Annotated in this window: 17 protein-coding genes; 13 read left to right on the forward strand and 4 right to left on the reverse strand. The window is 61.0% G+C overall.

Annotated features, from left to right (window positions below; genetic code table 11):
- Positions 1 to 13: 13 nt before the first annotated feature.
- The 11 genes from urtA to ureC all read left to right on the forward strand — a co-directional run bounded on the left by urtA (position 14) and on the right by ureC (position 10,403).
- Positions 14 to 1,279, forward strand: coding sequence for an urea ABC transporter substrate-binding protein (gene urtA, locus CD175_RS30050; RefSeq protein ID WP_007979634.1), 1,266 nt, complete (start codon positions 14 to 16; stop codon positions 1,277 to 1,279).
- A 156-nt stretch (positions 1,280 to 1,435) separates the two neighbouring features.
- Positions 1,436 to 2,938, forward strand: coding sequence for an urea ABC transporter permease subunit UrtB (gene urtB, locus CD175_RS30055; RefSeq protein ID WP_104451516.1), 1,503 nt, complete (start codon positions 1,436 to 1,438; stop codon positions 2,936 to 2,938).
- The gene (gene urtC, locus CD175_RS30060) at positions 2,938 to 4,017 is read left to right on the forward strand and encodes an urea ABC transporter permease subunit UrtC (protein ID WP_104451517.1); all 1,080 of its coding nucleotides are present in this window, start codon (positions 2,938 to 2,940) and stop codon (positions 4,015 to 4,017) included. The genes urtB and urtC overlap by 1 nt, the downstream gene beginning before the upstream one ends.
- Positions 4,014 to 4,883, forward strand: a complete 870-nt coding sequence (gene urtD, locus CD175_RS30065) for an urea ABC transporter ATP-binding protein UrtD (RefSeq protein WP_104451518.1) — start codon at positions 4,014 to 4,016, stop codon at positions 4,881 to 4,883. Before urtC ends, urtD begins: the two co-directional genes overlap by 4 nt.
- Before the next feature lie 130 nt (positions 4,884 to 5,013).
- On the forward strand, positions 5,014 to 5,712 hold the full coding sequence (urtE, locus tag CD175_RS30070; RefSeq protein ID WP_007979642.1) for an urea ABC transporter ATP-binding subunit UrtE: 699 nt from the start codon (positions 5,014 to 5,016) through the stop codon (positions 5,710 to 5,712).
- Positions 5,713 to 5,877: 165 nt separating this feature from the next.
- Complete coding sequence (locus CD175_RS30075) at positions 5,878 to 6,717, forward strand: urease accessory protein UreD (RefSeq protein ID WP_104451519.1); 840 nt, start codon at positions 5,878 to 5,880, stop codon at positions 6,715 to 6,717.
- Positions 6,718 to 6,855: 138 nt separating this feature from the next.
- On the forward strand, positions 6,856 to 7,158 hold the full coding sequence (locus CD175_RS30080) for an urease subunit gamma (RefSeq protein ID WP_007945249.1): 303 nt from the start codon (positions 6,856 to 6,858) through the stop codon (positions 7,156 to 7,158).
- A gap of 9 nt (positions 7,159 to 7,167) precedes the next feature.
- Positions 7,168 to 7,701, forward strand: a complete 534-nt coding sequence (locus tag CD175_RS30085) for a GNAT family N-acetyltransferase (RefSeq protein WP_104451520.1) — start codon at positions 7,168 to 7,170, stop codon at positions 7,699 to 7,701.
- Positions 7,702 to 7,707: 6 nt separating this feature from the next.
- Positions 7,708 to 8,241 (forward strand): GNAT family N-acetyltransferase, encoded by a 534-nt coding sequence (locus tag CD175_RS30090; protein ID WP_104451521.1) that lies wholly within the window; start codon positions 7,708 to 7,710, stop codon positions 8,239 to 8,241.
- The gene (locus CD175_RS30095) at positions 8,241 to 8,549 is read left to right on the forward strand and encodes an urease subunit beta (RefSeq protein ID WP_104451522.1); all 309 of its coding nucleotides are present in this window, start codon (positions 8,241 to 8,243) and stop codon (positions 8,547 to 8,549) included. The genes CD175_RS30090 and CD175_RS30095 overlap by 1 nt, the downstream gene beginning before the upstream one ends.
- Positions 8,550 to 8,702: 153 nt before the next feature.
- Positions 8,703 to 10,403: an urease subunit alpha gene (gene ureC / locus CD175_RS30100; RefSeq protein ID WP_104451523.1), complete on the forward strand. Its 1,701-nt coding sequence runs from the start codon at positions 8,703 to 8,705 to the stop codon at positions 10,401 to 10,403.
- Between the two features lie 66 nt (positions 10,404 to 10,469).
- Here the strand turns inward: ureC and CD175_RS30105 are convergent, their stop codons facing one another.
- Complete coding sequence (locus tag CD175_RS30105; protein WP_104451524.1) at positions 10,470 to 15,740, reverse strand: NEL-type E3 ubiquitin ligase domain-containing protein; 5,271 nt, start codon at positions 15,738 to 15,740, stop codon at positions 10,470 to 10,472.
- 248 nt (positions 15,741 to 15,988) lie between these two features.
- Here CD175_RS30105 and CD175_RS30110 point away from each other — a divergent pair, with 248 nt between their 5' ends.
- A complete protein-coding gene (locus tag CD175_RS30110; RefSeq protein WP_104451525.1) occupies positions 15,989 to 17,116 on the forward strand; it encodes a sensor histidine kinase in 1,128 nt (375 codons plus the stop codon).
- 115 nt (positions 17,117 to 17,231) lie between these two features.
- Here the strand turns inward: CD175_RS30110 and CD175_RS30115 are convergent, their stop codons facing one another.
- A complete protein-coding gene (locus tag CD175_RS30115) occupies positions 17,232 to 17,537 on the reverse strand; it encodes a chaperone modulator CbpM (protein WP_007979663.1) in 306 nt (101 codons plus the stop codon).
- A gap of 27 nt (positions 17,538 to 17,564) precedes the next feature.
- Positions 17,565 to 18,512, reverse strand: coding sequence for a DnaJ C-terminal domain-containing protein (locus CD175_RS30120; protein ID WP_104451526.1), 948 nt, complete (start codon positions 18,510 to 18,512; stop codon positions 17,565 to 17,567).
- A 297-nt stretch (positions 18,513 to 18,809) separates the two neighbouring features.
- On the opposite strand from CD175_RS30120, the gene CD175_RS30125 reads away from it, so the two are divergent.
- On the forward strand, positions 18,810 to 20,084 hold the full coding sequence (locus CD175_RS30125; RefSeq protein WP_007979665.1) for an Hsp70 family protein: 1,275 nt from the start codon (positions 18,810 to 18,812) through the stop codon (positions 20,082 to 20,084).
- A 117-nt stretch (positions 20,085 to 20,201) separates the two neighbouring features.
- On the opposite strand, the gene CD175_RS30130 is transcribed toward CD175_RS30125, so the two are convergent.
- Positions 20,202 to 21,215, reverse strand: a complete 1,014-nt coding sequence (locus CD175_RS30130) for an AI-2E family transporter (RefSeq protein WP_007990865.1) — start codon at positions 21,213 to 21,215, stop codon at positions 20,202 to 20,204.
- Between the last annotated feature and the right edge of the window lie 138 nt (positions 21,216 to 21,353).

Genomic DNA, 21,353 nt, shown 5'->3' on the forward strand with positions numbered 1-21,353 from the left:
TGGAGATCGCACAATGAAGCGTCGCAGTTTGATCAAGGCTTTCACTCTCTCGGCATCCATTGCCGCAATGGGCATGACCTGGACCGTCCAGGCCGCCGAGACCATCAAGGTCGGTATTCTGCATTCGTTGTCCGGGACCATGGCGATCTCCGAAACGTCGTTGAAAGACATGGCGCTGATGACCATCGACGAGATCAACGCCAAGGGCGGCGTGAACGGCAAGATGCTGGAACCGGTGGTGGTCGACCCGGCGTCGAACTGGCCGCTGTTCGCCGAAAAGGGCCGTCAGTTGCTGACCCAGGACAAGGTCGCCGTGGTGTTCGGCTGCTGGACTTCGGTGTCGCGCAAATCGGTCCTGCCGGTGTTCGAAGAGCTCAATGGCCTGCTGTTCTACCCGGTGCAGTACGAAGGCGAAGAAATGTCGCCGAACGTGTTCTACACCGGCGCCGCGCCGAACCAGCAGGCGATCCCTGCCGTTGAATACCTGATGAGCGAAGAAGGCGGCAGCGCCAAGCGCTACTTCCTGCTCGGCACCGACTACGTCTACCCGCGCACCACCAACAAGATCCTGCGTTCGTTCCTGCACTCCAAAGGCGTGGCCGACAAGGACATCGAAGAGGTCTATACCCCCTTCGGTCACAGCGACTACCAGACCATTGTCGCCAACATCAAGAAGTTCTCGGCGGGCGGCAAGACCGCCGTCATCTCCACCGTCAACGGCGACTCCAACGTGCCGTTCTACAAAGAGCTGGCCAACCAGGGCCTGAAAGCCACCGATGTTCCGGTCGTGGCGTTCTCGGTCGGCGAAGAAGAACTGCGCGGCATCGACACCAAGCCACTGGTGGGCAACCTCGCCGCGTGGAACTACTTCGAATCGGTCGAGAACCCGGTGAACAAGAAGTTCGTCGATGACTGGAAAGCCTACGCCAAAAAACACAACCTGCCGGGCGCCGACAAAGCGGTGACCAACGACCCGATGGAAGCCACCTATGTCGGCATCCACATGTGGGCGCAAGCCGCCGAAAAAGCCAAATCCACCGACGTCGACAAAGTCCGCGAAGCCTTGGCCGGCCAGACCTTTGCCGCGCCGTCCGGTTACACGCTGACCATGGACAAGACCAATCACCACCTGCACAAGCCGGTGATGATCGGTGAAATCCAGTCTGACGGTCAGTTCAACGTGGTGTGGCAGACCGAAGGACCGATCCGCGCCCAACCGTGGAGCCCGTTCATCCAGGGCAACGACAAGAAGCCGGAGTATGCGGTGAAGAGCAACTAAGCCACAGGATGTCGGGCCCGGGCATGGAGCCCAGGCCGACACAATACCTGTAGGAGCTGGCTTGCCAGCGATCAGCACCACACGGCTCTGCCTGATGGACCGCCATCGCCGGCAAGCCGGCTCCTACAGGGTCCGCGCATGACCAGGACATTTGACATGCCCACCGCCCTTTACCGCTTCATCCTCGCCCTCGCACTGCTGTTGCCGATGGCCACCCACGCCGGCGACGCCGAAGACTTCGTCGCCGCCAATCCCGTGCAGCAAGCCAAATTTCTGGAAGCCTGGGCCGCGCAGCCCGATCCGGCCCGTATCGAATTGATCAATGCCCTGCAGCAAGGCGAACTGACCATCGACGGGCAACCGAAAACCCTGCGCCTGAACAACCGCCTGCGGGGTCTGATCGACTCGGCCCTGGCCAGTCATCAGTTGCTCGCCGCCGACGCCAAAATCCGTCTCGCCGCCGCGCAGCAATTGCAGAAGAGCGCCAAACCGGCGCAGTTGAAATTCCTCGACCGGCAACTGGCGGACGAAAAGGATGAAGGCGTCCACGCAGCCCTCAGCCTGGCCCTGGCCAATCTGCAACTGGTCGACGGCGATCCGGCCGTGCGCCTCGCCGCGGTACGCCTTCTCGGTGAAACCGGCGATCCGCTGGCCCGCACCCGCCTCGAAAGCCTGCTGGAGCCGGGCGTTGAAACCGATGCGATGGTGCGCACCGCCGCTGAAACCAGCCTCGCCCAGGTCAAGCGCAAACTGCTGGTCGGCGAAATGCTGGGCCAGGCGTTTAGCGGCATGTCCCTCGGATCGATCCTGCTGCTCGCGGCATTGGGCCTTGCGATCACCTTCGGCCTGCTCGGCGTGATCAATATGGCTCACGGCGAGATGCTGATGCTCGGCGCCTACTCGACCTATGTGGTGCAACTGATGTTCCAGCGCTTCGCCCCGCAGGCCATCGAGTTCTATCCATTGATCGCGCTACCCGTGGCATTTTTCGTCACCGCCGCCATCGGCATGGCGCTGGAGCGCACGGTGATTCGCCACCTCTATGGTCGTCCACTGGAAACCCTGCTCGCCACCTGGGGCATCAGCCTGATGCTGATTCAGCTTGTTCGGTTGCTGTTCGGCGCGCAGAACGTCGAAGTGGCCAACCCGGCCTGGCTGTCGGGCGGGATTCAGGTGTTGCCCAATCTCGTGCTGCCCTACAACCGCATCGTCATCATTGCCTTTGCGCTGTTTGTGGTAGTGCTGACCTGGCTGCTGCTGAACAAGACGCGCCTGGGCCTGAACGTGCGAGCGGTCACCCAGAATCGCAACATGGCCGCCTGCTGCGGCGTGCCCACCGGGCGCGTGGACATGCTCGCCTTCGGTCTTGGCTCGGGCATCGCCGGCCTCGGTGGCGTGGCCCTGAGCCAGATCGGCAACGTCGGCCCGGACCTCGGCCAGAGCTACATCATCGACTCGTTCCTGGTGGTGGTGCTCGGCGGTGTCGGCCAGTTGGCCGGTAGCGTGCTGGCGGCGTTCGGCTTAGGGATAGCCAACAAGATTCTCGAACCGCAGATCGGTGCGGTACTCGGCAAGATCCTCATCCTCGCGCTGATCATTCTGTTCATCCAGAAACGTCCGCAAGGCCTCTTCGCACTCAAAGGACGGGTGATCGACTGATGAACCAGCCCCTGCTCGTTACCGCGACCCAAAAAGCCGGCCCCAAAGTCTCGATTGCCATCGGCGCAGTGATCCTCATTGTGCTGCTGGCGTTACCGCTGCTGTCGCTGTTGCCGGCGGACAGCACACTGCACGTCTCGGCTTATACCTTGACGCTGGTGGGCAAGATTCTCTGCTATGCCATTGTCGCGTTGGCCCTCGATCTGGTCTGGGGCTACGCCGGTCTGCTGTCCCTCGGTCACGGCCTGTTCTTCGCCCTCGGCGGCTATGCCATGGGCATGTACCTGATGCGCCAGGCCTCGGGCGATGGCCTGCCGGCGTTCATGACCTTCCTGTCGTGGACCGAAATGCCCTGGTTCTGGACCGGCACCAGCAGCTTCCTCTGGACCCTGTGCCTGGTGGTATTGGCGCCGGGGTTGCTGGCGTTGGTGTTCGGCTTCTTCGCCTTCCGTTCGCGGATCAAGGGCGTGTACTTCTCGATCATGACCCAGGCCCTGACCTTCGCCGGCATGTTGCTGTTCTTTCGCAACGAAACCGGTTTTGGCGGCAACAACGGCTTCACCAACTTCCGCACGATTCTCGGCTTTGGCATCACCGAGCCCGGCACCCGCGCGGTGTTGTTTTTCGCCACGGTGCTGTTGCTGGTGGCGAGCCTGTACATCGGCTGGCGCCTGGCGCAGAGCAAGTTCGGTCGGGTGCTGACCGCACTGCGCGATGCGGAGAACCGCCTGATGTTCTGCGGCTACGATCCGCGCGGGTTCAAGTTGTTTGTCTGGGTGTTGAGCGCGGTGTTGTGTGGCCTGGCCGGTGCGCTGTACGTGCCGCAAGTCGGCATCATCAACCCGAGCGAGATGTCGCCGACCAACTCGATCGAAGCGGCGGTGTGGGTCGCCCTCGGCGGTCGTGGCACCTTGATCGGTCCGTTGCTCGGCGCCGGCGTAGTCAACGGCATGAAGAGCTGGTTCACCGTGGCCTTCCCCGAGTACTGGCTGTTCTTCCTCGGCGCGCTGTTCATCGTCGTGACCCTGTACCTGCCCAAAGGCGTGATCGGTCTGCTGAAGAAAAGAGGTGAATCATGAGAGTCACGGCAACCGCTGAATTCATGCTCGAACCGGCGTTTTTCCCCGTAGAACCCAACAAGGACGCCGGCAGCAGCCGCGACGCCATCGGTCTCGGCCAGCGCGCCGGCAAAGGCCTGAATACACGCCACGGCACCATCCTGACCCTGGAAGACATCAGCGTCAGCTTCGACGGCTTCAAGGCGCTGAACGATTTGAACCTGTACATCGGCGTCGGCGAACTGCGCTGCATCATCGGTCCCAACGGCGCGGGCAAGACCACGCTGATGGATGTGATCACCGGCAAGACCCGTCCCGGCCACGGCAAGGCCTGGTTCGGCGAAACCCTGGACCTGACGCAGATGAGTGAAGTGCAGATCGCCCAGGCCGGCATCGGGCGCAAGTTCCAGAAGCCGACGGTGTTCGAAGCCTTGAGCGTGTTCGAGAACCTGGAACTGGCGCAGAAAACCGACAAGTCGGTGTGGGCCAGCCTGCGGGCGCGCTTGAATGGCGAGCAGAAAGACCGCATCGCCGAAGTGCTGGAGACCATTCGCTTGACCAGCTCGGTCAATCGCCCGGCCGGCCTGCTGTCCCACGGCCAGAAGCAGTTCCTCGAGATCGGCATGCTGCTGATGCAGGACCCGCAATTGCTGCTGCTCGATGAACCGGTGGCGGGCATGACCGACGCCGAAACCGAATTCACCGCCGAGCTGTTCAAGCGCCTGGCCGGCAAGCACTCGCTGATGGTCGTGGAACACGACATGGGCTTCGTCGGCTCGATTGCCGACCACGTCACCGTGTTGCATCAGGGCAGCGTGCTGGCCGAGGGCTCACTGGAGCAGGTGCAGGACAACGAGCGGGTGATCGAGGTGTATCTCGGTCGCTGAGGTTGCGAATACAGAACCTGTAGGAGCTGGCTTGCCAGCGATAGCGATGGATCTTTCGACATTGATGTTGAATGTCATGGCCTCATCGCTGGCAAGCCAGCTCCTACAAGGGATTGAGGGGAATTTGAACATGCTCCAAGTCGAAAAACTGCACCAGTACTACGGCGGAAGCCACATCCTGCGCGGCCTGACGTTTGACGTGAAAGTCGGCGAAGTCACCTGTCTGCTCGGGCGTAACGGCGTGGGCAAGACCACCCTGCTCAAATGCCTGATGGGCCTGCTGCCGGCCAAAGAAGGCGCGGTCAATTGGGAAGGCAAGCCGATCACCACGTTCAAACCGCACCAGCGTGTGCATGCCGGCATTGCCTATGTCCCGCAGGGCCGGGAAATCTTCGGCCGCCTGACCGTCGAGGAAAACCTGCTGATGGGCCTGTCGCGTTTTCCCGGCAGCGAAGCGAAGGAAGTCCCGGCGTTTATCTACGAACTGTTCCCGGTGCTCTTGCAAATGAAGCAGCGGCGCGGTGGCGACCTGTCCGGCGGCCAACAACAGCAACTGGCCATCGGCCGCGCGCTGGCCAGTCGCCCTCGCCTGCTGATCCTCGACGAACCCACCGAAGGCATCCAGCCGTCGGTGATCAAGGAGATCGGTGCCGTGATCAAAAAACTCGCGGCCCGGGGTGACATGGCTATTCTGCTGGTGGAACAGTTCTACGATTTCGCCGCCGAACTGGCTGACCAATACCTGGTGATGTCCCGGGGCGAAATCGTGCAACAGGGGCGCGGTGAAAACATGGAAGCAGAAGGCGTGCGTGGGCTCGTTACCATCTGAGGCGTCACGGTCCGCTCCATTTGACTAGGCACCAATTTGTCGCGCCGAAGCTGCAGCCGTGCACGCTATTGGTGCACCCCAACACTCAACAGCCACCTCCTGCCTGAAAATCCTTGCGGCACAGCCTTTGCAAACATCCTGACGACCTCTCGACAAGCATTGACTATGACTCTTCCGGCTTCAGGCGTTTTGTTCACCCCCAGTTGGCACGCCGAACTGGAACTGGGCTACGCCCGATTCGACAACACCACGCGCCCGGTCCAGCGCCGGCACAAAGGCCCGCTGCGGGTACAAAAACACCTGTATGCCGAAGGGCCGGAAGTCTGCCAGCACATCATCGTCCACCCACCCGGCGGCATTGCCGGCGGCGATCGACTGGACATTTCGGCCAACGTCGAGTGCGATGCCTGGGCGCAAATCACCAGCCCCGGCGCGGCCAAGTGGTATCGCGCCGCTGGTCCCGCCTATCAGCAGCTGAATCTGAAGGTGGCGGCCGGTGCGACACTGGAGTGGCTGCCCCAGGAGACGATCATTTTCAGTGCGGCCCAGGCTGAACTCAGCACCTCCATCGACCTTGAAGGCGATGCGCGCCTGTTCTACTGGGACGTCGTGGCCCTGGGCCGTCCGGCCAGTGGCGAGCGCTTCGACCTTGGGCATTTCCAGGCACGACTGGATGTCCGCCGCGACGGCCAGTTGCTCTGGCATGAACGTCAGCGCATTGTCGGAGCGGACGGTTTACTTGATTCGCCCATCGGGCTCGACGGGCAACCGGTGTTTGCCACGTTATTGGTGACGGGTGAGATCGATAGCGAACTGCTGGAGCGCTGCCGCTCGCTGCGCAACGACGTGCGCGGGGACTTGACCCAGTTGCCGGGGTTGCTGGTTGCACGGAGCCTGGCGAGTGAGGCGTTGTTGGCGCGGGGCTGGCTGATTGATTTGTGGCGCTTGTTACGCCCTGCCCTGCTGGGTCGCGAGGCCGTGCCACCCAGAATATGGAACACCTGAACACCGATCCCTTGTAGGAGCTGGCTTGCCAGCGATGCTTTTGGCGGCCTTGAGGTCCCCATCGCTGGCAAGCCAGCTCCTACAGGTTATGTATTTACAGATCCGAATATTTTTTATCTGCCCGGATGGACGCCAACAATGGACCTGACCCCACGCGAAAAAGACAAGCTGCTGATCTTCACCGCCGGCCTGGTGGCCGAGCGGCGTTTGGCGCGCGGCGTGAAACTCAATTACCCGGAAGCCATGGCCTATATCTCCGCGGCCCTGCTCGAAGGCGCCCGTGACGGCCAGACCGTGGCCGACCTGATGCACTTCGGCACCACCCTGCTGACCCGCGAACAAGTGATGGAGGGTATCCCGGAAATGATCCCGGAAATCCAGGTCGAGGCCACCTTTCCCGACGGCACCAAACTGGTCACCGTCCACCAACCCATCGCCTGAGGCCGCGCCATGACTTACCACATCCGCGATGCCGAGCATGCCGATCTGCCGGCCATCCGCGACATCTACAACGACGCGGTGCTCAACACCACCGCGATCTGGAACGAGCAAGCGGTCGATCTCGACAACCGCCAGGCCTGGTTCAGCGCCCGGCAAACCCAGCGTTATCCGATTCTGGTGATTGTCGATGCCGACAACTCGGTGCTCGGTTACGCCTCGTTCGGCGACTGGCGCCCCTTCGACGGTTTCCGCCACACCGTCGAGCACTCGGTCTACGTGCGCAGTGACCAGCGTGGCAACGGCCTCGGCCCGAAACTGATGGTAGCGCTGATCGAACGCGCCAAAGACTGCGGCAAGCATGTGATGGTCGCCGCCATCGAAAGTGGCAACGCTGCGTCCATTCGTTTGCACGAGCGCATTGGCTTCGTGACCACCGGGCAAATGCCCCAGGTCGGCACCAAGTTCGGCCGCTGGCTGGACCTGACCTTCATGCAACTGACCCTCAACCCCGGCGCGCAACCGCCGAGCGTCAACCAGGAGTAATGCCCGATGAACGCCGCCCAACTGCGACGCGTCAACGTTGAAAGCTTTGCGCACTATCGTCAGGGCCTGATCGACCTGCTGCTCGATGCCGTCGGTTATGGCGCCAGTGTCGGCTTCATGGCCGGCCTCGATGCGACCCAGGCCCACGCCTATTTCGATGAGGTCCAGGACAACCTGAACAAGGGCAATCTGTTGCTGTGGGTGGTGGTCAAGGACGAACAGGTGCAGGCCAGCGTGCAATTGGGTTTGTGCCAGAAAGCCAACGGCCTGAACCGCGCCGAAGTGCAAAAGCTGCTGGTGCGCGAACATGCCCGGCGTCGCGGCCTGGGCCAGCAACTGATGAGCGCTCTGGAGGCGGCCGCCCTGCAGCACAAGCGCGGCATGCTGTACCTCGACACCGAGGCCGGTTCGCCTGCCGAAGCCTTCTACCAATCGCTGGGCTATACCCGTGCCGGTGAAATCCCCGACTACGCCTGCGACCCGAGCGGCCGCTACAAACCGACCGCCCTCTACTACAAGATTCTTCAGGGGGCCCATTGATGATTCCCGGTGAATACCAGATCCAGTCCGGCGACATCGAACTCAACGTCGGCCGCCGCACGATCAGCCTGAAGGTGGCCAACAGTGGTGATCGGCCGATCCAGGTCGGCTCGCATTATCACTTTTTCGAAACCAACGACGCCCTGGCGTTCGACCGTGCCGCCAGTCGCGGCATGCGCCTGAACATCCCCGCCGGCACGGCGGTGCGTTTTGAACCGGGGCAGAGTCGCGAGGTGGAGTTGGTGGATCTGGCGGGGCATCGTCGGGTGTTCGGGTTTGCCGGCAGGATCATGGGCGATCTCGATTAAAGATCAAAAGATCGCAGCCTCGCTTCGCGAGACAGCTCCTACAGAATTCTCCAATGTGATCGCGGCCCCCTGTAGGAGCTGTCGAGCGAAGCGAGGCTGCGATAGCGAGCAACGCGAGCGGTACCAAATTCAATTGAATCTCAGGGCGAACGAATGAAGATTTCCCGTCAAGCCTACGCCGACATGTTCGGTCCCACTATCGGTGACAAGGTGCGCCTGGCCGATACCGAATTGTGGATCGAAGTGGAACAGGACTTCACCACCTACGGCGAAGAAGTGAAATTCGGTGGCGGTAAAGTCATTCGTGACGGCCAGGGTCAGAGCCAGTTGCTGGCCGCTGACGTGGTCGACACCCTGATCACCAACGCGTTGATCATCGATCACTGGGGTATCGTCAAGGCTGACGTCGGCCTCAAGGACGGGCGCATCGCGGCGATCGGCAAGGCTGGCAACCCGGACATCCAGCCCAACGTCAACATCGCCATTGGCGCCAGCACCGAAGTCATCGCCGGCGAAGGCATGATCCTCACCGCCGGCGGCATCGACACCCATATCCACTTCATCTGCCCGCAGCAGATCGAAGAGGCATTGATGAGCGGTGTCACCACCATGATCGGTGGCGGCACCGGCCCGGCTACCGGCACCAATGCGACCACCTGCACCTCCGGGCCGTGGCACCTGGCGCGCATGCTCCAGGCCGCCGACGCCTTCCCGATGAACATCGGCCTCACCGGCAAGGGCAACGCCAGCTTGCCGGAGCCGTTGATCGAACAGGTCAAGGCCGGTGCCATCGGCCTGAAGTTGCATGAGGACTGGGGCACTACGCCCGCGAGCATCGACAACTGCCTGAGCGTGGCCGACCGGTTCGACGTGCAGGTGGCGATCCACACCGACACCCTTAACGAATCCGGCTTCGTCGAGACCACCCTCGCCGCCTTCAAGGGCCGCACCATTCACACCTATCACACCGAAGGTGCCGGTGGCGGTCACGCGCCGGACATCATCAAGGCCTGCGGTTTTACCAACGTGCTGCCGAGTTCGACCAACCCGACACGGCCGTTCACCCGCAACACCATCGACGAACACCTCGACATGCTGATGGTCTGCCATCACCTCGACCCGAGCATTGCCGAGGATGTGGCCTTCGCCGAAAGCCGCATCCGCCGCGAGACGATTGCCGCCGAAGACATCCTCCACGACCTCGGAGCGTTCTCGATGATCAGCTCCGACAGCCAGGCCATGGGCCGGGTCGGCGAAGTCATCACCCGCACCTGGCAGACCGCCGACAAGATGAAAAAACAGCGCGGGCCGCTGCCCGGCGATGGTGAGGGCAACGACAACTTCCGCGCCAAGCGCTACATCGCCAAGTACACCATCAACCCGGCGATCACCCACGGCATCAGCCATGAAGTGGGTTCGGTCGAAGTGGGCAAATGGGCGGACCTGGTGCTCTGGCGTCCGGCATTTTTCGGCGTGAAACCGACGCTGATTCTCAAGGGCGGCGCCATCGCGGCCAGCCTGATGGGCGACGCCAATGCCTCGATCCCGACACCGCAACCGGTGCACTACCGCCCCATGTTCGCCAGCTATGGCGGCTCGCTGCACGCCACCTGCATGACCTTCATCAGTCAGGCGGCGCAGGAGGCCGGCTTGCCTGAAGCGCTGGGTTTGAAGAAGAAAATCGCTGTGGTCAAAGGTTGCCGCGACGTGCAGAAAACCGACCTGATCCACAACGATTACCTGCCGAAAATCGACGTCGATCCGCAGACCTATCAGGTCAAGGCCGATGGGGTTTTGCTGTGGTGTGAACCGGCTGAAACATTGCCGATGGCCCAGCGTTACTTCCTGTTCTGAACCGGCAACCACGACACGAGCAAAGGCCTCGCACACCCGGTGTCGAGGCCTTTGTTTTTTCCGTGATTACTGAACGGATTCAATCCGCAGCCGATCCAGCTTGGCCCGAATCATCGCTTCCCGTGTCAGTTTTTTCAGCAACTGCGTAATCTGCAGATCGATGTCATCCAAGGCTTGAACATATTCCTCGTCAGTCATCAGCTTGCCGTCCGCAAAGTCAGTTTCACTTTTGCCCAACTCACTGCACAACCCCTTGATTTCCGTCTCCACCGCCGCCTTTCCCTCGGCAGTGAGCCGCGTACCTTCGGCCCGACGCTGCAACGCATCCTGCAAATCGGTAGTGGCGTCGATCCTGCGCTTCAAGCCGTTCAATTCTTCGCGGTAAGTAGACTCCAGCCAGGTTCGCCAGAGCGGTTGCTCGAAGAGGCGATCAATCAGCAGATCACCTTCCTCCAGCGCCTTGATCCGCTGGAACGCTGCTTCGGTCATATCCTTGCTCACACCGGCGATTTTGCGAAACTGCATGCCCCGCGCCTGCCACGGCAAATCCAGACGCTCCGCCAGATCGGTCATGTAGGCCAGGTGCACCTCCACTTCATCGATAGTGCCGATCACATCGCCATTGGCGTCGTAGCGACGGAACCGTTCGCCGTTAGCCAACCGCGCGGACACCCGCGAACGGGCAATGGCGCCGAGCTCATCGAGCCGGGACTTGCCCAGGGCCAGTTCCAGCAATTGCGCCTCGATCAGGTCCGCACGCACCAGGGCGTAGGCTTCGTGCACCATCACCTGCACGCCCATGGCATTGAACAGTTGCGTGCCGCCATCCACGCACTCGGTGGGCGTTGCCGCCTCGTTGAACAGCTTGATTCGCAGTTCGCTGTCGCTGGCCATGGCTTCGAGCATGCGCCAGACCTTGGTCGTCAGTTCCGTCTGATAGGCACCGCCGTCCTTGAAGTCGGCGGACTGGGTGAGCTTGCGCAGCTCATTGAAAAACGGCACCGAACCAAACTCGTCTTCAACGTCGTTCCAGACTTCCTGCTTTTCCTGCCATTGCCGCTCAGTCATGCCCATCCACCAATCCGCGCTGTCGAGCAGACCTCGGGGTGGGTATGGGCGGTCCGGGTCCATGCCGACCGACTCGATGTACAACCTGAGGGTGTCGAGGTTTTCCGGTGATATCCAGTGCGGCTCCCGGCTGATCACCGTGCGTGCCAGCAACTCGGCGCGAAACGATCCGGGCGCGACTTGCGATATCCGGCTGATCGGATTGCGGCTCAATTCAATGAAAATACTGCGTGGCCGCGACTGGGAAAACAGACCGACAGGCCAACTGTCCAGTCCGGCATCGCTCAATACCAACACCTGCAAATGCGGCATCCGGCTGATATCAGGAATGAGCTTCAGCGGGTTGCCGCGCAGCGCCAACGACCTCAGGCGTGTCAGATTCTTCAGGCGATCCACCGCCAATACATCCAGCTCGATGCGGTTGTCGTTGAGGAACAGGTCGGTGAGATGACGCATGTCCTTCAGTACCGGCGGAACAGCGGTCAGCAGATTGTCTTGCAGGTTGAGGTAGCGCACCTGATGGAACGGGTCGAGGAACGACAGGTTCCCGGAACGCAACTGCCCACCGCGCAGGCTCAGGCTGGTGACATGATCGAAGTTGGCCTCCAGTCTCGGCAGGGTTTCCAGCAGTCGGCTCAGCCTGGGAATGTTGTCCAGATTCAACGCCTGCGGCCGCACTACCCCGGAAACCTCGATTCCCTCAGGCCCGGTGCGCTGCCAGCATTGCCTGAGCGCTTTGTAGATGTTGTTTCGCGCATGCCACTCCGCCACGCCCGCCGGGGTAAACCGAGCGGATTGTGTCGGCGAATTCATCCAGCGTTGCAGGGTGCGGTTCAACTGGTTGAACTCGGCCTCCAGCACGGTCAGCCGTTCATGCACCGCCCCTTCACCCTGACCGAAACCCGCCAGCAGTGTCTCGACTTCCTCCGAGGTAAAATCCGGATAAAGTGCATGAGCCCGTCGTCGCAGCCCCACGCCTTGCGGTGCTTGTCGGGCATAGCCACGCATGCCGCCACGCAAGCGCATGACGCTCGGGTCGTAAGCCGGCCTGGTGATCGGGTTGTCCCGCAGAATCAGCTCAAACCGGGATCGATCCAGCGGCTGCGCCCTGACCGCTTGCTCAAGGCGTGAAGACTCATGGATTTCAAAGCCAAGCGCTGTGCGCTCAGAGTCGGGCAAGGCATGCAGCACCGCCGCGTACAGATTGTCCGCACCGTGCAGATGTTGATCGCTGCCATCCCGTGCCTCGTATTGGCCATCCTCACCCAGGACCAGCACTTTGCGGGTCGGCGCGTCGACGGGGCCGAGACTGTCGGTCAGTGATCCCGTGAATGAATACTCACGGATTTCCAGACGCAGATCCGCCGGCCAGCCCGGCAATGCGGCCAGCGAGTGCAGCTCCAGGCGTGCGGTATCGCGATTGTGCAGTACGTCGAGGTACAAGCCTTCATAAGCCCGTGTCACACGCAGTTGTTCCGCTGCCTCTCGAGCTTGTTGAGCCAGTCTCAACGGAACACGTTTTTTTTCCTTCAAATGCTGCACATCCGAGGGATGCGTTTCACTCAGCAACTCCTGCGCCTGACTGACAGAGATATCAGCCCCATCATCCTTGAGCATGTTCACCAACGGATCGTCCGACCGAGTACGGCGCTTGTACAACAGGTCGAACAACTGACTTTTGCGCTGACGCGCCAGCGCCGCCCATTGATCACAAAGTGCCTGGACACGTTTCGCTTGTTCACCGGAATACCCTTCTCCCAGCAGTTCGCGTAGCGCTGTTTCGTCAAGGAAACCGACCACCCGTTCAGGCAACTCACCCCCAAGCAGTTCAGACCAGGTCATCTGCAAGGTATTGGTCGCTGACGCATTAGCGTAGCCCTCCTTGATCGATACACCGGTCAGGCCCGGTCCCTGGAAGACTTCAATGGCCTTGTCGCCTGGCCAGCCGTGCAATTCCGTCATGAGTCGAAGCGAGTAATCCGCCCAATCGCTACCGATCCGATGGGCCAGAATCTGTTGCGCACCGGCTTCGGCATCGGCATGGGCCTTGAAGCGCTTGAGGGTATCGGCCAATGACGCGGGCGGAGTTTCATGCTCGACATGGAGCCGGCGCAAGGTGTTTTCATGCACGCCGCTGGCAGTCAAAGCCTGCTCCAGGGTCTCATCGGACAGCCCCTCCACCGAAGCGCCCAGACGCCTGAGCACTACGCGCCGATCCCATTCGAGCGGTTGATCGAGTTCGGTCTTCCAGCTGCCGGCACCGTTGTGCTCCAACAGCGGCTGATAGGCATCGGCGCGAGTCGGGTGTTGCAGCCGATGCTGGCCGGTTTCCGGGTCTTGCCTGACGGCATAGCATTTGTCATCGAGCCGCAGCAGGTCCTGTTCCTGATGACGGTACAGCCCTGTGTCACCGGCCTTCGCCCCATCGGGCAATGTGATCGATTGCTCATAGGGCGCAAGGTTAGGGTTCCACAACCGCTCCTTGCCGCCGACTTCCACTGGCTTGAGCCCCTCGACAAACGGCGACACCTTGATGGGTGCGACAGCGGGGCCGGGCAACACATGGCCGGCGCCCATCAGTGCCAGTTGCGCGAAGTTGATCAAGACCCCGTTGAAGTACGCCGACGCCTGCTCCTTGTCACCCTTGCTCCAGTCCTCGACGCCTTCGGCAACCTCGGCGAGCATTTGCGCGACCATGATGCCGAGCATGGCTTCCCCCAGCCCCGGCACCAGCATTGCGGCGAAATTGAATACATTCCAGCCGATCGACAGGTAACCGGTCAGGCGCTTGAAGCGTGCGTTGGCATCCTCGTCGCCGGTCGGTATGGCGATCAGCCGGGCATCGGCGATGGCCTTGTTACGCCGCTCCACAAACAGGGTGATCCACAGATCATCCGCGACCTGGTTAGTCACCGGTTCCGCATCGGGATTTTCGACCGCCGTTTCACGCCACCACGGGCCCATGTCCAGCGGTTCGCGCTCATGCCAGGTGTAGGTCGTGAGACGCTCATTGACCCGGGCGAAAAACTGCCCTTTGTCCTTCTGCGCCACAAACCGGCTGAAAAAGGCCTGGTAATCGGTACTTCTCAACTGACCCAGGAGCGCCTTCATGAATGCGGTCAGCGAGGGATACTCCTTCAACGGATGGTCAGGATCATCGGGCACATAGGCGATCAACGGACCGCTTACACGGCTCTGTTGATAGATATCCTCGCGGCGCAACAGCTCATCGTTCAACCCCTGCGGCCCATTGGCGAAGAAGGCTTGCAGCAGTTTGAATTGATCGTATTCCCGGCCCGGCAGAACAGGGACGCGGTGCGACCAGTCGGTCCAGAATCTCAACAGGGCCGGCGTCAACGCTTCAACTTCGCGCTTTATTTGCGATGGCTCGCTGACCGCGCTGAACAACACGATGCCGGTCAACCGAAAACCCATCAGCGACAAGCGATGACCATACAACGGCCGGTCGTACAGCGTGATGTTTGCCTGCCCCTCACGCACCTGGCCCAGTTTGCCGTAGGCATAGTCAGTGATATCGCCCTTCAATCGGGCAATCAGTGCGGCCACATGAAAGGCCGCCTGTTCACTGGCCACCGAGTCTTGTTGCAAGGTTCGCTGTGCTTGCGGGGTATCGGGCAACAGGACGGACTTGATGTGCCGCTGGTATTGCCCGCCGATGTCCAGGCTGCGGCACAACGCGGCAAAGTCCGGCAGGGCAATGGCCGGCTCCAGGCTGAGACTGCCCCGACTGTCCTTGCGGTAAATACCGGAACTGTCTCGGAACGCTTCTTCGACGGTTTCAGCTTCCTCGAAGTTGTGCAGCGCCGCCTCCAGCAAGGTGGACTGGCGGACGCGACTGGCACCGGTGTCGATGCCGAAGATGATCGTACTGGGCACCTCGAGCTGCACGCTGAGTTCGTCGGCGCGTTCAACCGAGCTGAAATTCGCCTGCAACATCTCCTTGAGCAGTGGTTCGGCGAAGGCTTCAATGTCGTGTTGCAAGCTGCCCAGGGTTTTGTCCAGTATGCCCTGCACACGCCAGCGCTCCTCGATCAACTGCTTCAGGTACTGACGGTCAATGGCCCGTGCGCCGCTGTACCACTCGGGCATCGCCGGCTTCAGGGTTTCGAGGGATTTGAGCCTTGCAAGAGGGGCATTTTTCAGGACGCCCGGTATCCCGTTGAATACGCGACGGTAATGCACGCCCTGGTGTTCGACGCCTGTGGTTTCAATGGTTTGTTGTGAATGGCTTCCATGCAATTCAGACACTGTTACAACACCTTGATGGCTGGATTTGAACCCACAGCTTCGCCAACCCGCCCGCCAAACAAAAGCCCAAAAAACCGTTGGGCCACCCCTGAAAAAAGGCCTCCACCGTTCGAAATTCAAAGAGCCTTCAATACATAAGTACCGCCAATGAGGCCTGGACTTATGCCACCGAACGAGCGGTCGTGTTTTTTCCGGCAAAGGGACTACTATTCGATTCGCTGTCCCCGATTCACGCTCAGGTAACCACCATGCGTCTTTCCGAATTCATCGTGCTACAGGTTGATCGCATCGTCGATGAGTGGGAGCAGTTCGCCAAAACCATCACCCCGGCCGCGGAGTCCATGGACAGCGCCGCCTTGCGCGATCATGCCCGGTCGATCCTGCTGGCCGCAGCCCGGGACATGTGCAAGCCCCAGACACCCGCCGAGCAAGCGGCCAAGGCACGCGGCGAAGGCCCGGAGAAAACCCCGAGCCTCGACGAGGCCGGTGCCAGCCATGGCGAGTTGCGCCATACCGTGGGTTTTGACCTGGTGCAGATGACCAGTGAATTCCGTCATTTGCGCGCCTGTGTCATCCGCATGTGGGTCAACAGTCTGCAATCGCCTGACCTGGCCTACTTCCAGGACATGATCCGTTTCAACGAAGCCATCGACGAAGCCCTGGCTGAATCCACCGCCGCCTATGCCGAAATGGTCAACCGCTCCCGGGACATTTTCCTCGCGATCCTGGGTCATGACCTGCGCGCGCCGCTGCAGGCGGTGAGCATGTCCACCGAAATACTAATGCGCAAAGCCGCGCTGGAAGGTGATGCGCTCAAGTGCGCGATCAATATCCAGCGCAGCACCGGACATCTGGCAGTGATGGTCGGGGATTTGCTGGAACTGGTGCGCAGTCGCCTGGGCAAGCACCTGCCGATCGAACCGGCGCCCATGGACCTGGCCGAAGCGGCACGGGACGCGATTGCGCGGGCCTGTGCCGGTCAACCGGAGTGCGATCCGACCCTGACGGTACAGGGTGACACCCGCGGCACCTGGGACCCGCGCAGGCTCGACCAGATGCTGCAAAACCTGATCGGCAATGCCTTGCAGCATGGCTCAAGCAAACGTGAAGTGACCTTGACCCTCAAGGGCGAGGCCGACAGCGTTCGGCTGACAGTGCAGAACAATGGAGTCCCCATCCCTGGCGATGCGATCCCGACCATTTTCGACCCACTGGTGCGCAGTGCCAGCGAAGAACTCGGCGAGCCTACTACCAGCCTTGGATTGGGGTTGTTTATCGTCAAGGAAGTGGTCGACGCCCACCGGGGGACGATTGAAGTCAGTTCCAGTGAGAGGGATGGCACGACCTTCACCGTGGTATTGCCACGCAAAACCTGAAGCCCCCCCGTGTAGGAGCTGCCGCAGGCTGCGATCTTTTGATTTTGCTTTTGAAGTCTTGCATCAGCAGGAGCAATGAAACACAAGATCAAAAGATCGCAGCCTGCGGCAGCTCCTACTCCACCAGCAACCGCCCCAATCGCTGCTTGAGCATGCGGTTCTCGGCGCGCAGCTGCTGCACCTCTTCGAGCAGGTCCAGCGCCAGGGCGACGCCTTCCCACTCCAGGTCAAGGTCGCGCCGCAGCTTGGCGGCGCGCTTGGCCAGGGTCAGCTCATAGTCGTTGAAAACCCAGTCCTTGGGCTGAGCGCCCTGAGGTTCGAGGATGCCGTGTTCGACGATTTCGATCACGTAGACGTCCGACAGCTCGGTCGCCTCACAGAATTCTGCCATGTCCAGTTGAACGATCAGGGGACTGCTCATTGTCAGTGGCTCCTTGGTTCTAAGGGATCAAAAATGCTCTCGCGGGTCGAACGCGGCTTTTTTCGCCAGCTCCTGCCACAGGGCCTTGATGTCATCGTCGGATTTCTTCGGCATCACGGCCTTCAATTGCACGAACAGGTAACCGCGTTCACCGGCCTTGTTCATCAGGCCATGGCCCTTGGCGCGCATGCGCTGGCCGTTCTGGCTGCCGGCCGGCACCTTGAGATTGATCTTGCCGGTCAGGGTCGGCACGGCGACTTCGGCCCCCAGCGCCAGCTCCCACGGAGCCAGTGGCAAGGTGATGATCAGGTTATCGCCTTCGACGTCGAATTTCGGGTGCGGTGCGAAACGGATCGTCAGGTACAGGTCGCCATTGGCGCCGCCGCCCACACCCGGAGCGCCCTGCCCCTTGAGGCGAATGCGCTCGCCGTCGACCACACCGGCCGGAATCTTCACGTTCAGGCTTTTGCTGGTGTTGCTCACATGCTGGCCGGCCGCGTTGTACTGCGGTACCTGGAAGGTGACCTTCTTCGATTCGGTCGACAGTGTTTCTTCGAGAAAAACCCCAAGTTCCATTTCCACGTCTTGCCCTCGACGTCCGGTGCTGCGACGCGACTGTCCACCACCACTGAAACCAGGCCCACGGTTGCCGAAGATCGAACTGAAGAAGTCCGAGAAATCGCCCGTGTCCTGGCCGCCGCCACCAAAACCGCCACGGCTCTGCCAGCCCGGTGGTCCCTGGAACGGCTGACCATGCTGGCCGTAGCGGCGCAGTTCATCGTATTCGGCGCGTTTGTCGGCGCTTTTCAGCGCTTCATAGGCTTCCGAGGCGTCCTTGAACTTGGCCTCGGCGTCCTTTTCCTTGCTGACGTCAGGGTGGTATTTGCGCGCCAGCTTGCGATAGGCGGCCTTGATCGCCTTATCGTCTGCGGTCGGTTCCACACCGAGAATCTTGTAATAGTCTTTGAAGTCCATCGCGGGAATCACCATCCGTTATCAAATCGCGCCACGGGCCATAGCATGCGCTTGTTTGCAGCCGTTGGTTTGACCGATCTCAAATTTGTGACCGGGCGGCGCAGCAGAAGTTTATCGGCAGCCGGCGGGGCTTCTTGCGAGCACGCCCGCCGCTGTCCGGTTGATGCAGGGTAGTTTGGGGGGAATGCCCCATCTTTCAAGGCATTGTTTGCGAAGAATTAGCAGATAACCGGCCTTCGAATCTGGCGCGCACTGGCATACACTGCGCGGCCGTTTTTTAACCGGAACCTGAAAGACATGAACAACGCATCTCCAGCCCGTGCCGTGGGTATCGACTTTGGCACGTCCAACTCCACCGTCGGCTGGCTGCGCCCCGGCGTGGAAACGCTGATCGCGCTGGAGGACGACAAGATCACCCTGCCGTCAGTGGTCTTCTTCAATATCGAAGAACGTCGCCCGGTGTACGGCCGGCTGGCGCTGCACGAGTACCTGGAAGGCTACGAAGGCCGCCTGATGCGCTCGCTCAAGAGCCTGCTGGGTTCCAAGCTGATCAAGCACGACACCAGCGTCCTCGGCACGGCCATGCCGTTCAAGGACCTGCTCGGGCTGTTCATTGGCCAGCTCAAGAGCCGTGCCGAAGCCGCCGCCGGTCGGGAATTCGAAGAAGTGGTGCTGGGTCGCCCGGTGTTCTTCGTCGATGACGATCCAATGGCCGACAAGGAAGCCGAAGACACCCTGGTCGATGTGGCGCGCAAGATCGGCTTCAAGGAAGTCTCGTTCCAGTTCGAACCGATTGCCGCGGCCTTCGACTACGAGTCGACCATCGAGAAAGAAGAGCTGGTACTGATCGTCGACATCGGCGGCGGTACGTCCGACTTCTCCCTGGTACGCCTGTCGCCGGAACGTCGTGCTGTGGATAACCGCCAGGACGACATCCTCGCCACCGGCGGCGTGCACATCGGCGGAACCGACTTCGACAAACAACTCTCGCTGGCCGGCCTGATGCCGCTGTTCGGCTACGGCAGCCGGATGAAGAGCGGCGCCTACATGCCCACCAGCCACCACATGAACCTGGCGACCTGGCACACGATCAACTCGGTGTACTCGCAGAAATCGCAACTGGCCCTGGGCAGCATGCGCTACGACATCGAGGACACTGGCGGCATCGATCGCCTGTTCAAGCTGATCGAACAGCGCGCCGGGCACTGGCTGGCGATGGAAGTGGAAGAAACCAAGATCCAGCTGACCCACGCCGACAACCGCCACGTGCCGCTGGACCGCATTGAAGCGGGCCTGAGCGTGGACTTGAGCCGTGCGCTGTTCGAGTCGGCCATCGACAACCTGCTGGAGCGGGTGCGCAACAGCGTCACCCAATTACTGACAGACGCCGATGTTCGGGTCGATCAGGTCGACACGGTGTTCTTCACCGGCGGTTCGAGCGGCATCCCGGCGCTGCGCAACAGCGTCTCGGCGATGCTGCCGAAGGCGCGGCATGTGGAAGGGAACATCTTTGGCAGTATCGGCAGCGGCCTGGCGATCGAGGCTGCGAAACGCTACGGGTCGATGGACTGATCCGGTTTCTGCTGTGTCCCCCATCGCTGGCAAGCCAGCTCCTACAGGTATTGTGACGCCCTTTGTAGGAGCTGGCTTGCCAGCGATAGCGTCAGATCAGGCAATACATCTTTCGGATCAAACCATCCCCACCTGCTTCAACTCACTCTTCAGATACGCGTAGTAAATCGGCCCCGCCACCACTCCCGGCAGGCCGAACGCGGCCTCGAACACCAGCATCGCCAGCAGCAACTCCCACGACTTGGCACTGATCTGCCCGCCGACGATGCGCGCGTTGAGGAAGTATTCGAGCTTGTGGATAAAAATCAGGTAACCCAGCGCCGCGACGGCGACCCAGATCGACAACGACAGACCGACGATGGTGATCAGGGTGTTGGACATCAGGTTGCCGATCACCGGCAACAGGCCGAGCAGGAACGTCAGCACGATCAGGGTTTTGGTCAGCGGCAGCTTGATGCCGAACATCGGCAGGATCACCGCCAGGAAAATCCCGGTGAAGAAGGTGTTGAGCAGGGAAATCTTGATCTGGGCGAACACGATGTTGCGAAACGCCTGAACCAGCAGGTGCAGTCGATCAAACAGCGCCGCCGCCAGCGGTTTGCGCTTGGTCAGATCCGGTACACGCTGCAACGCAATAATCGCGCCCAGCACCATGCCGATCAGCAAGGTCACGAACATGTGTGCCGCATCCTTGCCCACCAGTTGCAATTCGCTCAGGTGCTTGCTGACCCACTCGCCAATGGCCACACGGAACTCGGCGGCACTGGCCGGCAGATAGGCGTCGATGAACGGCGGCAGTTGCCCGCGCGCGCGGTCGACCACCCCCATGAATTTGTCGAGGGAAGCGCCAGGGTTTTCCGCCTCGTGCAGCAGGAAGCTGAAGGCACCGGCAAAGATCAGCGACAGTACGCTGACAATCAGAGTCCCCAGCAATGCCACCGCCAGCCAGCGCGCACGCCGGCCTTCGATCAGCCGTTGCAGTTGCGGGGTGAGCATGTTGACCAGTTCGAACACCAGCAACCCGGCGAGCAGGCTCGGCAGCAACCGCAGCGGCAGGACCAGCAGCAGCCCGCCAAAAATGATGACCCAGCTGATGACCAGCAAAATTTGACGCTGAGAAAACGTTGGCATACAGCCTCAAAAACGAACGGCGTAAAAAGGATTGGCAGTCTGCCAGCGATCCGGTGCGAGCACTAGGATTGTGTGGGTCGACCTTGGTGGGGGTTCAGGTTCTTTTGCCGTGCCCCGACCGGCCTCATCGCGAGCAGG

It is taken from the genome of Pseudomonas laurylsulfatiphila (assembly GCF_002934665.1).
Classification (GTDB): Bacteria; Pseudomonadota; Gammaproteobacteria; order Pseudomonadales; family Pseudomonadaceae; genus Aquipseudomonas; species Aquipseudomonas laurylsulfatiphila.